The organism is Shouchella patagoniensis (assembly GCF_002019705.1).
Taxonomy (GTDB): Bacteria; Bacillota; Bacilli; order Bacillales; family Bacillaceae_D; genus Shouchella; species Shouchella patagoniensis.
Window position 1 is genome coordinate 3,982,858 of the sequence record NZ_KV917377.1, and the last position, 14,039, is coordinate 3,996,896.

Sequence of the window (14,039 nt, forward strand, 5' to 3'; positions counted from 1 at the left end):
ATGCAAGACACAATTATTGAACGCATGCTATCAGGATTGAATCCTGAACAAAGAAAAGCTGTTACCCATACAAATGGTCCACTTTTATTAATGGCCGGGGCAGGAAGTGGAAAGACCCGAGTATTAACACATCGAATTAGTTATTTGTTGCGTCATAATAGTACGCCACCGTGGGCTGTGCTAGCGCTAACTTTCACAAACAAAGCAGCACGTGAAATGAAGGATAGGGTTGCGCAACTAGTAGGTCCGATTGCTGAAGATATATGGATTTCAACGTTCCACTCTATGTGTGTGCGAATGTTACGTCGCGATATTGACCGGATCGGTTTCAGTCGTAATTTCACCATCCTAGATTCCACTGACCAATTGTCTGTCATTAAACAAATCTTAAAAAGCCAAAACATTGATCCGAAAAAGTTTGATCCAAAAGCGATTCTCGGTATGATATCTAGTGCAAAAAACGAATTGCAAACGGCAAAGCAATTTGCCAAAGGGCAAACAGGTATGTTTGAACAAGTTGCCTCTGACGTGTACCTTGACTATGAAAAACGGTTGAAACAAAACAATGCGCTTGATTTTGATGACTTGATTATGAAAACCATTCAATTGTTTTCTGATGTACCAGAAGTACTCGAATTCTATCAACGTAAATTTCAATACATTCATGTGGATGAGTATCAAGATACAAATAAAGCCCAGTACCGGCTTGTAAAAATGCTAGGGGATCGTTTGCAAAATATTTGTGTTGTCGGAGATTCCGATCAATCCATTTATCGCTGGCGTGGCGCGGATATTCAAAATATCCTTTCGTTTGAAAAAGATTATCCTGATGCCACCGTCATTTTACTTGAGCAAAACTACCGTTCAACAAAAACAATCTTAAATGCAGCAAATAAAGTCATTGGAAACAATGGCAATCGTAAGCCAAAAAATCTTTGGACAGATAATGATGAAGGACCAAAAATTGGTGTCTATGAGGCAGCAACGGAGCAAGCGGAGGCCCAGTTTGTTGTAGAAAGAATCAAAGAAGCATCATCAGAGGCCGGTTTCACCTATAACGATGTTGCGATTTTATACCGAACAAATGCTCAATCACGTATTATTGAGGAATTTTTTGTTAAATCTAATTTAGAGTACAACATTGTTGGCGGCACGAAGTTCTACGACAGAAAAGAGATTAAAGACGTGCTCGCCTATTTACGCCTCGTTTCTAATCCAAATGATGACATTAGTTTACAGCGGATTGTAAATGTACCTAAGCGAGGTCTTGGTGCAACAACAGTTGATAAAATTGCTGTTTACGCAGATACTCATGGACTGTCTATGTATAATGCGCTTTTTGAACTGGAACAAATTGGCGTGACAGCCCGTGCTTATACAAAGCTAATTGAATTCCGGGATCAAGTGAAAAACTGGGTTCAGATGCAAGACTATTTGTCCGTTACTGAGCTTACTGAAGAACTTCTTGAAAAAACAGGCTACCGTGAGATGTTAAAAGCAGAACAAACGATTGAAGCGCAATCTCGACTTGAGAATATTGATGAGTTTATAACGGTTACGCAAGAATTTGAGAAGCGTAGTGAAGAGAAAGATCTAGTTTCTTTCTTAACAGACTTAGCTCTAGTAGCCGATATCGATCAACTTGATAAAGATGATGATGAAGTAAAAAAAGATGCGATTACGTTAATGACATTGCATTCTGCTAAGGGACTAGAGTTCCCTTATGTTTTCTTAATCGGGATGGAGGAAGGAATCTTCCCTCATAACCGATCCTTATTTGAAGAAGAAGAAATGGAAGAAGAACGTCGCCTTGCTTATGTCGGTATTACAAGAGCGGAAAAACAACTTTATTTAACGTGCGCAAAAATGCGAACGTTGTATGGTCGTACAAACACGAACCCCGCCTCGCGATTTATTTCGGAAATTCCAGTTGAACTACTTGAGAACAATAATGGTATGCCTGACTGGACAAAGGGCGCAAGTGGTCGTCCAGCTGCCGGAGCTGCGGCTGCAAGAGCGCGTTCACGCTCAAGTGTATATGAAACAACTGGTCGTTCTGCAATGACAACAACTGGCGGTGATGGATTTGAATGGGCTGTTGGTGATAAAGCAGAACACAAAAAGTGGGGCACAGGCACTGTTGTGAGTATGAAAGGAGAAGGAGACTCGGTTGAACTCGATATTGCCTTTACTCCGCCAACAGGCATTAAGCGGCTGTTCGCTAAATTTGCCCCAATTACTAAAGCATAACGAGAAGGAGATCACTACATGGACAAGCAACAAGCGGAGGAACGTTTAAAGGAGCTACAAACCACTTTAGAAGAATATGGCTACCAGTACTATGTGCTAGACAAGCCACAAGTGCCAGATTCGGAGTACGATCGGTTATTGAAGGAGTTGCTAGAGCTTGAAGAAGCATTTCCAGACCTAGTGACAGAAGATTCCCCGAGTGTACGGATTGGTGGGGCTCCTGCATCCGCGTTTAAAAAAGTGACCCATGAAGTTCCGATGATGAGCTTGTCCAATGCATTCTCGGCAGATGATCTTAGAGATTTTGACCGCCGTGTAAAACAAGCGGTAGGTGAGGATGTCTCATATGTGTGTGAACTAAAATTTGACGGTCTTGCCGTCTCACTTACATATGATAATGGCAAACTTGTTCGTGGAGCTACCCGAGGAGATGGGACAACCGGGGAAGATATTACAAGCAATTTACGTACGGTAGCGGCCATTCCATTGCGCTTGCGCAAGCCTGTCTCTATTGAAGTACGTGGTGAAGCATATATGCCAAAAAGTTCTTTCGAAAAATTAAACGAAGCTAAAGAGGCCGCGGGTGAGGAGAAGTTTGCAAATCCGCGTAACGCCGCAGCAGGCTCTTTGCGCCAGCTTGATCCGAAAATAGCGGCAAAACGGAATTTATCAATGTTTGCTTACTCAATTGGTCACGTTGATGGGAAAGATTTGCAGTCTCACTATGAAGGACTTACGTTCTTAAAAGAACTCGGTTTTAAAGTAAGCCAAGAGGCAAAACCATGCTCTACCATTGAGGAAGTCATTGAATTTACGGAGAGTTGGGTAGAAAAGCGTCACGAGCTTCCGTATGAAATCGATGGTGTTGTGGTGAAAGTGAACGCATTAAGCCAACACGAAATGCTTGGATTTACTGCTAAAAGTCCTCGGTGGGCAACTGCTTATAAATTTCCAGCAGAAGAAGTCTTAACGATATTACGTGAGATTGAATTAAATGTTGGTCGTACGGGCGTCGTTACACCAACGGCGATTTTAGATCCTGTTTTAGTAGCGGGAACGACGGTCAAACGTGCATCGCTTCATAACGAAGATTTCATTCGAGAAAAAGATGTGAAGTTAGGCGATACCGTTATTGTTAAAAAAGCCGGGGATATTATTCCTGAAGTGGTTGGCGTGATAACGGACAAAAGAACAGGTGATGAAGTTGATTTTTTAATGCCTACAGAATGTCCAGAGTGCTCAAGTGAGCTTGATCGAATTGAAGGAGAAGTCGCTTTACGTTGCTTAAATCCGAAGTGTCCAGCACAAATTCGAGAAGGATTGATTCACTTTGTTTCCAGAAATGCAATGAACATTGATGGGCTAGGTGAGAAAGTCATTAGCCAACTCTTCTTACACGAATTGATTGCTGATGTTGCTGATTTGTATAAATTAGACCGAGATGAACTTCTTTCGCTTGAACGGATGGGTGAAAAGTCGGTTGATAACTTGCTGGCGGCAATTAATCGCTCAAAAGAGAATTCACTCGAACGACTTTTATTTGGTTTAGGTATTCGTTTTGTAGGGGCGAAAGCCGCAAAAACATTGGCATACGAATTTGAGTCCATTGATCATCTGCGCAATGCCACAGTCGAAGAATTGCTTGCAGTGAATGAGATTGGTGAAAAGATGGCTGATTCAATTGCTTCTTATTTTGAGAAACCAGAAGTTCATTCGTTGCTAGAAAAATTAATGAATGCTGGTGTAAATATGTATTACACTGGTCCAAAGAAAGTGGATGTTACAGAGTCAATAGAGGATGCAGTGTTTGCTGGAAAAACCGTTGTGTTAACTGGAAAGCTAACACATTGGACTCGTGGCGAAGCGCAGGAGAAGATCGAAGCGCTTGGAGGCACAGTTACAGGCAGTGTAAGTAAGAAAACAGATTTAGTTGTAGCGGGGGAAGATGCAGGCTCGAAGCAAAAGAAAGCGGAAAGTCTTGGAATTGAGATATGGTCTGAGAGCAAGTTTGTTGAAGCAATTGAAGAAACAGAGTGAGAGGGGCTTGTTAAGTGAAGCGATGGGGGATCATTGGGTTTAGTTTACTGGTGCTGGCTGGCTGTAATTTATTTGGTGATGGGCAAGATGAAGGACCAGAGCAAGCACCTGACGTATCGGAGGTTGATGATTCGTTAAGCGTTGTGCCTTCGATTCCGTCAGAAGAGAACTATTATTCAAATGTCTTACGTGAAGGGTCTTACATACATGGTGAGACTCGTGGTTACGGCTTAGACCTCGGCATGAGCAGAAAAGATTTAGATTGGCTCGAACTGGGTCTTGAAGATATTGCAAAAGATACATTTAGCCCGGACAGCCATTATTTCCAAGAGGGGGAGCATTTAACCCGCGATACGCTGCGAAGCTGGATTAGACGGTACGAAGAACCGACTGACGATAACCCTGGTAATCCAGGTGGCTTGAACCCGCCTCTTGGTGAGGGCGAAGATGATTTTGAGAAGAACAAAAACAGTCCTTGGGTTTTATCAAATGTTCTCGAACACAATTATATGGGCGTTGATGATAACGATGAATATGTAACAGCAGGCATTGTACTTGGGTTGTCACTTTATAGTGAGTATTCATTTACAGCGGACGGCCGAACTGGTGAAGTACCAATCTCTAGCAGTAAGCAGGAGGAAGAGGGGATGGCCTTTGCTGAGGAGATGGTAGATCGGCTACGTAACGGTGCTAGCAATAAAGAAGAGGACATAAGCGATGTACCAATTGTTGTAGCGCTCTTCAGTGAGCAACCAAGCAATTCAATCAATGCTGGCAATTTTTTTAAAGTAGGTGTATTTGAACCAAGCGGCAATGTGAATTGGGATGATATTAATCAAAAGCATTTGTATTTCCCATCCAGCGTTGCAAGTGAAGAGCATCAAAACGATGCTTCGCGTTTCTCTCAATTTCAAGCTGATATTCAATCTTTTTTTGATAATCACGTTGGTGTAGTTGGACGAGCTCGGTATGACGATAATCAGCTAACGAAGCTAATCGTTGATATGAACATTCAATACAAAGGAAAAGCAGAAGTAGTGGCAATGACTCAGTATGCTGCTGGAAGAATTGAAGAACATTTTGAGAATGTACCCGTTGATATTAATATATCTTCTTTATCAGGGTCATTAGAAAGTATTGTTTCTTATCACCCAAATACCGAAACCTTTATTCATATTATCCAATAACATGTAACCGAATAGATGAAAGGCTTGTGGCGAAATCGTCACAAGCCTTTTTTTGAACAGTTCGTATGAAACGTTTTCCAAATAAAGAAAACGAATACATAGCAAAAAACATACATTTAATTGGGAAATATCTTTTTGTGATATAATAATACGCTTACATATAAACGTTTCGTGTTTATTATAGATGATTATACGGATATTTTTTTACAAAAAGCTATTTTTTCGTTAGTTTTGTGCTATAGTATGATTGGTTAAACAAATGGGACTTATGTCTTTTATTTCCCTGTAATTAGCCAATTTAAGAAAAAGGCTTCCTGTAACGGGGCTTTAGGAGGATATTACGTGAAAAAATGGATGATGGTAGTTTCAATTAGTCTTGCATCAGTTATAACGCTTGCTGCGTGCGGGCAGGCAGATTCGAATGAAAGCAATGGCAGTAACGCCAGCGGGTCAGATAACGATGGAGAAAATTCAGAGTTCACAGCAAAAATGGTAACAGACTTAAGCGGGATCGACGATAAATCATTTAATGAATTTTCATGGGAAGGTCTTAAAGCATTCGGGGATGCAAATGGTCTTGAAGAAAAGACAAATTATGACTATGTAACATCGAGTGCCGCAGCCGATTTTGAACCCAATTTACGCTCACTAGCAAGAGAAGGTACAGACATTAGTTGGGCAATTGGTTTCTTAATGGAAGATGCTGTTAAAACAGTAGGTGAACAATTTACGGACGCAAATATCGCGATTATCGATACAGTCGTACCTGATTTAGATAATGTAGCAAGCATCACGTTTAAAGAACATGAGGGTTCATTCCTTGTTGGTGTAGCTGCAGGGATGCAAACCCAAACAGATAAAGTTGGTTTTATTGGTGGCGTAGAGAGTGAGCTAATCAAAAAGTTTGAAAATGGATTTAAAGCTGGAGTTCATGCGGTCAATCCGGATGCAGAAGTGATTGTTCAATATGCAGAATCATTTGTTGATCCACAAGCTGGACAAAATATTGCTAATACACTTTACACAACGGGTTCTGACGTTATTTATCACGCAGCAGGTAATGCAGGGAATGGCTTATTTACTGAGACGATCACGCGCGTTCGAAATGGTGAAGATGTATGGGCAATCGGGGTTGATAAAGACCAATACGAAGAAGGCGTTTACGAAGATGAGCAGTCTGTCACGCTTACATCAATGGTGAAACGAGTTGATACCGCTGTTCAAGAAGTTTCTGAAATGGCGCTTGAAGGAAATTTCCCAGGTGGAGAAGTACTTGAGTATGGTATTGAAGACAACGGTATTGATTATGCAACAACAGGAGACAACCTAACCCCGGAAATGATTGAGGCAATGGATGACTTCATGCAACAAATTCTTGATGGTGAAATTGAAGTGCCTAAAACAGATGATGAATTTAATGAGTGGATGAATGAATAGGTTCATAATAGTGAATGGCTAGTTGTTCGTAAACTAGTCTTTCTTTTGTCTCAAGATAGGAAAGGAGTTGTCTATCATGGAATATGTCATTGAAATGGACGGAATTCGTAAAGAGTTTCCTGGTATAGTCGCAAATGACAACATTAACTTGCGTGTAAAAAAAGGTGAAATCCACGCATTACTTGGTGAAAATGGCGCTGGGAAATCAACTTTAATGAACGTTTTATTTGGATTGTATCAGCCAGAGAAAGGTGAAATTCGAGTTCGTGGTGAGCGAGTAGAGGTCACAAATCCGAATATAGCAAATAATCTAGGAATTGGTATGGTTCATCAACATTTTATGTTAATCGATACATTCACGGTTACCGAGAATATCATTCTGGGCTCTGAACCAACAAAGGGCGGTCGAATGAATAAACGGATAGCAGAAAAAGAAATTGCGGCTCTTTCAGCGCAATATGGCCTGGCTGTTAATCCAAAAGCATTAATAAAAGATATTTCAGTTGGGATGCAGCAGCGTGTAGAAATTTTAAAAACATTGTACCGTGGTGCAGATATCCTCATTTTTGATGAACCAACAGCTGTGTTAACCCCCCAAGAAATCCAAGAGTTAATGGGCATTATGAAAAAACTTACAGCAGAGGGTAAGTCAATCATCCTTATTACGCACAAATTAAAAGAGATTAAGCAAATCTGTGATCACTGTACAGTTATTCGTCGAGGAAAAGGAATTGGTACTGTTGAAGTGGCCTCTGCAACAACAAATGAGCTTGCAGCAATGATGGTTGGACGCGAAGTGAACTTCAGCGTTGATAAGTCAAAGGCAGAACCGAAACATGAAGTATTAAAAGTAAACAATCTTGTTGTCACAGATAATCGCGGAGTAGAGATGGTTAAACAGTTAAACGTCTCTGTTCGTTCAGGTGAAATTTTAGGGCTAGCTGGTGTGGAAGGCAATGGTCAATCGGAATTGATTGAAGCGATCACAGGGCTTCGTCCCGTTCAAGACGGGAATGTGTTGTTAAATGGAATTGAACTACCTAAAAAAAGCCCAAGAAAAGTAACAGAAGCGGGGATTGGTCATATTCCTGAGGATCGCCATAAGCTTGGACTCGTGCTTGATTTTTCAATTCAAGAAAACATGGTGTTACAAACGTATTATAAAAAACCGTACGCTAAAGGTGGCATTATTAATGAGAATGCCATTCAAGAGAAAGCGCAGGAATTAGTAACAGATTATGACGTGCGGACACCGTCCATTCAGACACTTGCTCGGTCTTTGTCTGGTGGAAACCAACAAAAAGCCGTTATTGCAAGAGAAGTTGATCGCTCTCCTGATTTGCTTATCGCCGCTCAACCTACACGTGGTCTTGATGTTGGCGCCATTGAGACAATTCATAGCCGCCTTGTTAAAGAAAGAGATAAAGGTCGTGCAGTTTTATTAATGTCGTTTGAACTTGATGAGATTTTAAATGTCAGTGACCGTATCGCTGTTATTTATGATGGGAAGATTGTCGATATTGTTCAAGCGGATGAAACGGATGAAAAAGAGCTTGGGCTATTAATGGCTGGGGGAGAACGTGCAAAAGGAGTGGAACAAAGTGAACATTAATCGTTTGTTCAAAGGGAAGGCGATGGGGTTGCTCATCCCAGTTCTGGCTACTTTTCTAGGGCTGTTCGTAGGCGCAATTCTAATGCTTGTGACGGGGTATAATCCAATTGACGCATACAGCGCTTTATTAGAAGGGATGTTTGGGGATAGTTATTATATTGGAGAATTGATTCGGACGATGACACCTCTCATTTTAGCGGGGTTATCCGTTGCGTTTGCGTATCGCTCTGGCTTATTTAATATAGGGGTAGAAGGTCAGTTAATGGTAGGCTGGCTGACAGCTGTGTACATCGGGGCTGCTTTTGAAGCGCCAATGATTATTCATTTGCCGTTATCAATTGCTGCGGCAGCTCTTGCAGGAGCTTTATGGGCATTTATCCCAGGCTTATTAAAAGCAAAGCTACATGTCCATGAAGTGATTGTTACCATTATGATGAACTACATTGCTTTATATATGGTTAATGCAATTATTCGAGCGTATTTAATTATACCGGGAGAGCGTACAGAAGGTATTTATCCGAGTGCATCGCTTGGCTCATCCTTCTTGCAGTCTCTTACAGAGTATTCACGTGTTCATTACGGCATTGTTATTGCTATATTGGCTTGCTTATTTATGTGGTTTTTCCTTAACAAGACAACAAAAGGCTATGAGTTGAGAGCTGTTGGTTACAACAGAGACGCTTCAAATTATGCTGGAATGAATGTAAGCCGTAATATTATTCTTTCAATGGTTATAGCTGGTGCTTTTGCGGGACTAGCTGGAGCGGCAGAAGGCCTTGGCACATTCGGTTATATGAGTATCCAAACGGGCTTTTCTGGTGTTGGTTTTGAGGGCATCGCCGTTGCCTTGCTAGGAGCAAATACAGCACTTGGCGTGTTCTTAGCTGCGTTTTTATTTGGTGGCTTAAAATCAGGAGCCTTAACGATGAATCAGCAAACGAACGTACCAGAGGATCTCATTAGCATTGTGATTGCGTTAATTATTTTCTTTGTTGCATCAAGCTATATTATTCGCGCAATCTTGAATAAGCGCAAGAAAGGGGAGAAGTAACCCGTGGATATGCTTGCTCTCATTATTTCAACGATGATTTATTCGGCAGCGCCAATTATGCTAGTCGCTCTTGGTGGGTTGTTTAGTGAACGTTCTGGCGTCATTAATATTGGGCTTGAAGGGTTGATGGTAATTGGTGCCTTTACTGTTATTGTAACAACGTTGACGCTTGAAGCGTCAGGTGTCGGAGCCGTTTCTGTATGGATTGGGCTTGCTGCGGCAGCAATTCTTGGTGCGATCTTCTCGCTCTTTCATGCGGTTGCGTCCATTCATTTCAGGGCAGACCAAGTAGTAAGTGGGGTTGCTCTTAATTTCTTAGCTGTAGGAGTTGCAGTATATGCGATTAAATTGCTCTACGATGGAAGTGGACAAACAGCATATATTAGCAATCGATTTTACCGGTTTAACTTGCCTTATTTAAGTGATATTCCAGTGATTGGTCCGCTGTTCTTCTCTAATGTGTATGCGACATCTTTTCTTGCATTTGCGCTTGCACTGCTTGTTTATTATGTTATTTACTACACACCTTTTGGTTTGCGCCTTCGTTCTGTTGGGGAGCATCCTCAAGCGGCTGATACAATGGGGATTAAAGTGTTGCGGATGCGCTACATCGGCGTGATGCTTTCTGGTGTATTCGGTGGTCTGGGAGGAGCTGTTTTTGCTGCGACATTTAGCGGTAATTTCTCTGCAACAACGATTGCAGGTCAAGGCTTTATGGCACTTGCCGCACTAATTTTTGGAAAATGGCATCCCCTCGGTGTCATTGGTGCTGCGCTCTTTTTTGGTCTCGCGCAAGCATTAGGTGTAGTTGGACCATCCTTGCCGTTTTTATCAAATGTTCCACCTGTGTTTTTATTAATGGCGCCGTACGTATTAACGATCCTCGCTCTTGCTGGTTTTGTGGGGAGAGCTGATGGACCAAAAGCGCTTGGTGCTCCCTATATAAAAGGGGCAAGGTAAAATAGAAAAGGTGAGTTGTTCAATAGCAGCTCATCTTTTTCTTGTTTAATTATGTGGATTTGTTATGGTAGAACCAATACTTTTGGATGAGCAAAAGGAGGGGGAATCTCTGGACTTCTCGACTAAAAGAAGCGTTTTTGGAATGGTTATAAGTGTAGTTGTACTAACTTTTTCTACTGGGTGTGGTGATAACCTGAATCCATTTTTGAACGGTAGTGGCGGTACTCAACAAGAAGCATACGGTGATTTGTCTTCACGAATTGGTGACGGACTAGATCATGAGCCTGTTGTTCAAGAAGAATTGATGTCGGATTTCCTGGAATTTTATCCAGAAGACGTTTGGCAAGAACTTGAGTATGAACAGCCAACGGGTAAATGGTTTTTTGCAGATGGTGGCGGAATTCTTGGATATGGTCTAACAGTGGGTGAACAGAAGGCAAGTAGTTCGTTTGAAGTCGTTTTTATCGGTCATAAGCAGGATGGTGAACCGATAGAACGAGATGTGCGCATTCAATTAACAGAACGAGATGGTTATAACCGTCACGAAGTGGTTAAAGAAGAAACGGTTTACGTTGAAAAAGTAGACAATAATGAAACGATTTATACAGGTGAGTTACCTAATAAAGAAAACGTGGCTTATTTATTAAGCGCAGAGATTTTAAGTGATGAAGGTGAAGTCGAAGATACTCGAATTTCGTATATATACGTCCCGATTCCAGAAATGAACGTCTCACTAGAAATGGATCAAAGGATCTATTCAACTTCTGATAACAGTGCAATTTTACAATTACACAATGAGGGCCCAATTCAATTATTAACGGGTAAATCGTATGCAATTGAGAAAAAGGAAGATGGAGAGTGGCAACCGCTCCCGTTAGAGATAGCATTTAATGACATTGGAATTGAAATGCCTATCGGAAGTCAACATCGAGATGTTGTGGATATTAGTGAATTCCATGCTGGCGAATATCGGGTGTTAAAATCGTTTTATTCAAGTAATGGTGATGGCGAACAAATCCTTGCAGCTGAGTTTACGATCGAGTAGAAAGAAAAGCTTGTTCTGTAATTAAATTTCTGATAAATTTAAAAACACTAATAAAAGTTTAGTCTGATGAATGGGTTTGACATGAAGCTACTTATTTATTTGTGGATGTCGTTCGCTTAGTTAAGATGTTGCCGCGAATTTTATCCAATGAAGTAGCTGTACCATTAAGGTTTGCTTTTAAAAAGTGGAATTGTTGTGAATGCAAACGCAAACGCCCGCTCTCACATTCACTGACTTAGGTGGGCGTAGATTCCTATGGTGGTTGTAAGGAGGAGACTGAATGAATCCGATATTACTAGATTTTCCAGATGAGTTTTACACAGAAAGGCTTTATATCCGAATGCCGATGCCTGGAGACGGTAAAGTTATGTATGAAGCAATCGAGGCGTCTAAAAAAGAGATTAGCCAATGGTTGCCGTTTGCGAGACGACAACAGACAGTAGATGAAGTAGAAGCGAATATTCGTGACGCGCATGTGAAGTTTTTACGACGAGAAGATTTACGCTTGCTTGTGTTTGAAAAAGAAACTGGAGAACTTGTTGCATCGAGTGGACTTCATCAAATTGATTGGACGGTACCAAAATTTGAAATTGGCTACTGGGTTGATACGCGACATAGTGGGAAAGGGTATGTTACTGAGGCGGTGGAGGGCATTGCTGATTTTGCTTTTACACAATTAAAAGCCAGGCGTGTTCAAATCCGGTGTGATCCAAAGAACAAGTCTAGCAGTGCAGTGGCCGAGCGGGTTGGTTTTACACTTGAAGGAATTTTAAAAAACGATGAACGTTCATTAGATGGCAACTCATTGACCGATACTTGCGTGTACGCGATAACCATATAATTAATTTACGTCTCGTCTGTACGAGGCTATTAATGATGTGTTTGTAAGGGATTTGACGAAGGAGGGAATGTATGAAGACGTTTTTTCAATATAATTGGCAAGTGCGTAATGAATGGTATGACTGGTGTGAGGGTTTAAGTGAAGAAGAGTTGCTTGCTGAGCGAACGGGGGGAGTAGGTGGGATATTAAAAACTCTCTTTCATATTATCGATGTCGAGTGGAGTTGGATTCGATTAATGGAAGGAAAGCCAGACTTGATGGAGTCTTTTGAACGTTATAAACGTTTAAGGGAGATTCGAGAACTAGACGCAGTGTTACATCAAGATGTAAAGGTATTTGTGGAAGGTTGGAGTGATCGTATGGAAACCAATCTTTATCACGATGAGCGACCGAGTGGAATTGTTGATACAGACACATGGGGTGAGATCATGCGGCATATTATTGCTCATGAAATTCACCACATTGGTCAATTGTCAGTTTGGGCAAGGGAAATGGGAAGAGATCCAATAAGTGCGAATGTAATTGGAAGAGGTTTAGCACGAAATAAAACGCATCTTGATTAAGCGACTAAAATCAGCTGAAAAAATCCACATTATCGGTCCTGTCGGCAGTGGGAAAACAACGCTTGCTAGAAAATTAGCAAATCAGCTAGAGATCCCAACCTATGAACTTGACAATATTGTTTGGGAGAGGAGAGTAGGGAGAAGCGATAGGCGTCGAGAAGTTGAGGAAAGGGATGCTCTTTTTTCTGATATAGTCAAAAGGAATAAATGGATTATTGAAGGGGTCCACCGCTGGGTAGGCGATGGACTGAGGGAAGCTGATTTCATCATCTTGCTTGATGTACCATATAAAGTACGTTTGGCACAAATTTTAAGTCGTTACAATAAGCAAAAACAAAGGCTAGAAGAGGCGAATTACGTCCCGTCTATGAAGATGCTTCAGGCTATGTTCAAATGGAATGATGATTATGAAATAAGAGAACGGGATCTTATTTTAGCAATGCTTGAACCGTTTAAAGAAAAAGTTTGCACGATCAACTGTCTAGAGGAAATTGGAGTCTAACCGGAAAACCACAACCTTGTAAAGGCTGTGGTTCTTAGTGTGTCATGGGGGTTTTACCGTCACTCTTGAAAAGTGATGTGTTTGGTGAAAGCGAGAAAAGCATCATCTATTTTTAAAAGAGGAGATAGTCAACTACCTTTAAAACAGAAGTCTAGTTTTATTTCTTTTATTGGCAACGCTTGCTTTGTTGCTTGCCCTTCATGAATTTGGTATCATTAGTCTTATTGTCAACAAGTCCGTTTTGGAGGTGCCAAGAATGTCTAGAATTTCACAAGAACAAGTAAAGCATGTGGCTCATCTGGCTCGCTTAGCGATTACAGATGAAGAAGCAGAAAGATTTCGTGGGCAGCTGGAAGAAATTATAACAGCTGCTGAAAAACTGAACGAAGTGGATACAGAAGGTGTTATACCAACAACGCATGTGAGAAATGAGCATAATGTCACTCGCGATGATAAACCTGAAAAAGGTCTTGATGTTAAAGACGTGTTAAAAAATGCACCTGACCATGAAGATGGTCAAGTACGTGTACCATCCGTATTTTAAGATTGAAGTG

General features: G+C 41.2%; 12 protein-coding genes. All 12 read left to right on the forward strand.

From position 1 onward, the window contains the following. The 12 genes from pcrA to gatC all read left to right on the forward strand — a co-directional run bounded on the left by pcrA (position 1) and on the right by gatC (position 14,029). Positions 1-2,250, forward strand: coding sequence for a DNA helicase PcrA (gene pcrA, locus BK584_RS20575; protein WP_078394324.1), 2,250 nt, complete (start codon positions 1-3; stop codon positions 2,248-2,250). An 18-nt stretch (positions 2,251-2,268) separates the two neighbouring features. Continuing rightward, positions 2,269-4,287, forward strand: a complete 2,019-nt coding sequence (ligA, locus tag BK584_RS20580; RefSeq protein WP_078394325.1) for an NAD-dependent DNA ligase LigA — start codon at positions 2,269-2,271, stop codon at positions 4,285-4,287. A gap of 14 nt (positions 4,288-4,301) precedes the next feature. Continuing rightward, positions 4,302-5,474, forward strand: a complete 1,173-nt coding sequence (locus tag BK584_RS20585; protein ID WP_078394326.1) for a CamS family sex pheromone protein — start codon at positions 4,302-4,304, stop codon at positions 5,472-5,474. Positions 5,475-5,816: 342 nt separating this feature from the next. After that, a complete protein-coding gene (locus tag BK584_RS20590; protein WP_281255771.1) occupies positions 5,817-6,911 on the forward strand; it encodes a BMP family lipoprotein in 1,095 nt (364 codons plus the stop codon). A gap of 76 nt (positions 6,912-6,987) precedes the next feature. Continuing rightward, complete coding sequence (locus BK584_RS20595) at positions 6,988-8,523, forward strand: ABC transporter ATP-binding protein (RefSeq protein ID WP_078394327.1); 1,536 nt, start codon at positions 6,988-6,990, stop codon at positions 8,521-8,523. 4 nt (positions 8,524-8,527) lie between these two features. After that, a complete protein-coding gene (locus BK584_RS20600; protein WP_437182778.1) occupies positions 8,528-9,574 on the forward strand; it encodes an ABC transporter permease in 1,047 nt (348 codons plus the stop codon). Positions 9,575-9,583: 9 nt separating this feature from the next. Beyond that, complete coding sequence (locus BK584_RS20605) at positions 9,584-10,534, forward strand: ABC transporter permease (protein ID WP_078395772.1); 951 nt, start codon at positions 9,584-9,586, stop codon at positions 10,532-10,534. Positions 10,535-10,598: 64 nt separating this feature from the next. After that, a complete protein-coding gene (locus BK584_RS20610; protein ID WP_078394328.1) occupies positions 10,599-11,579 on the forward strand; it encodes an immunoglobulin-like domain-containing protein in 981 nt (326 codons plus the stop codon). Between the two features lie 280 nt (positions 11,580-11,859). Further along, the gene (locus BK584_RS20615; protein ID WP_078394329.1) at positions 11,860-12,420 is read left to right on the forward strand and encodes a GNAT family N-acetyltransferase; all 561 of its coding nucleotides are present in this window, start codon (positions 11,860-11,862) and stop codon (positions 12,418-12,420) included. 71 nt (positions 12,421-12,491) lie between these two features. Continuing rightward, positions 12,492-12,983 carry a DinB family protein gene (locus tag BK584_RS20620; RefSeq protein WP_078394330.1) on the forward strand — a complete coding sequence of 164 codons (492 nt, stop codon included), beginning with the start codon at positions 12,492-12,494 and terminating at the stop codon, positions 12,981-12,983. Beyond that, positions 12,976-13,485, forward strand: a complete 510-nt coding sequence (locus tag BK584_RS20625) for an AAA family ATPase (protein WP_245808922.1) — start codon at positions 12,976-12,978, stop codon at positions 13,483-13,485. The genes BK584_RS20620 and BK584_RS20625 overlap by 8 nt, the downstream gene beginning before the upstream one ends. A 256-nt stretch (positions 13,486-13,741) precedes the next feature. Next, on the forward strand, positions 13,742-14,029 hold the full coding sequence (gatC, locus tag BK584_RS20630) for an Asp-tRNA(Asn)/Glu-tRNA(Gln) amidotransferase subunit GatC (RefSeq protein WP_078394331.1): 288 nt from the start codon (positions 13,742-13,744) through the stop codon (positions 14,027-14,029). Positions 14,030-14,039: the final 10 nt, after the last annotated feature.

What these genes read in the sequence shown, in the direction of transcription:
- BK584_RS20610 (WP_078394328.1), top strand. Translation starts at nt 10,599, where the DNA reads ATGGTAGAACCAATACTTTTGGATGAGCAAAAGGAGGGGGAATCTCTG.
- ligA (WP_078394325.1), top strand. Translation starts at nt 2,269, where the DNA reads ATGGACAAGCAACAAGCGGAGGAACGTTTAAAGGAGCTACAAACCACT.
- BK584_RS20615 (WP_078394329.1), top strand. Translation starts at nt 11,860, where the DNA reads ATGAATCCGATATTACTAGATTTTCCAGATGAGTTTTACACAGAAAGG.
- pcrA (WP_078394324.1), top strand. Translation starts at nt 1, where the DNA reads ATGCAAGACACAATTATTGAACGCATGCTATCAGGATTGAATCCTGAA.
- gatC (WP_078394331.1), top strand. Translation starts at nt 13,742, where the DNA reads ATGTCTAGAATTTCACAAGAACAAGTAAAGCATGTGGCTCATCTGGCT.
- BK584_RS20595 (WP_078394327.1), top strand. Translation starts at nt 6,988, where the DNA reads ATGGAATATGTCATTGAAATGGACGGAATTCGTAAAGAGTTTCCTGGT.
- BK584_RS20620 (WP_078394330.1), top strand. Translation starts at nt 12,492, where the DNA reads ATGAAGACGTTTTTTCAATATAATTGGCAAGTGCGTAATGAATGGTAT.
- BK584_RS20605 (WP_078395772.1), top strand. Translation starts at nt 9,584, where the DNA reads ATGCTTGCTCTCATTATTTCAACGATGATTTATTCGGCAGCGCCAATT.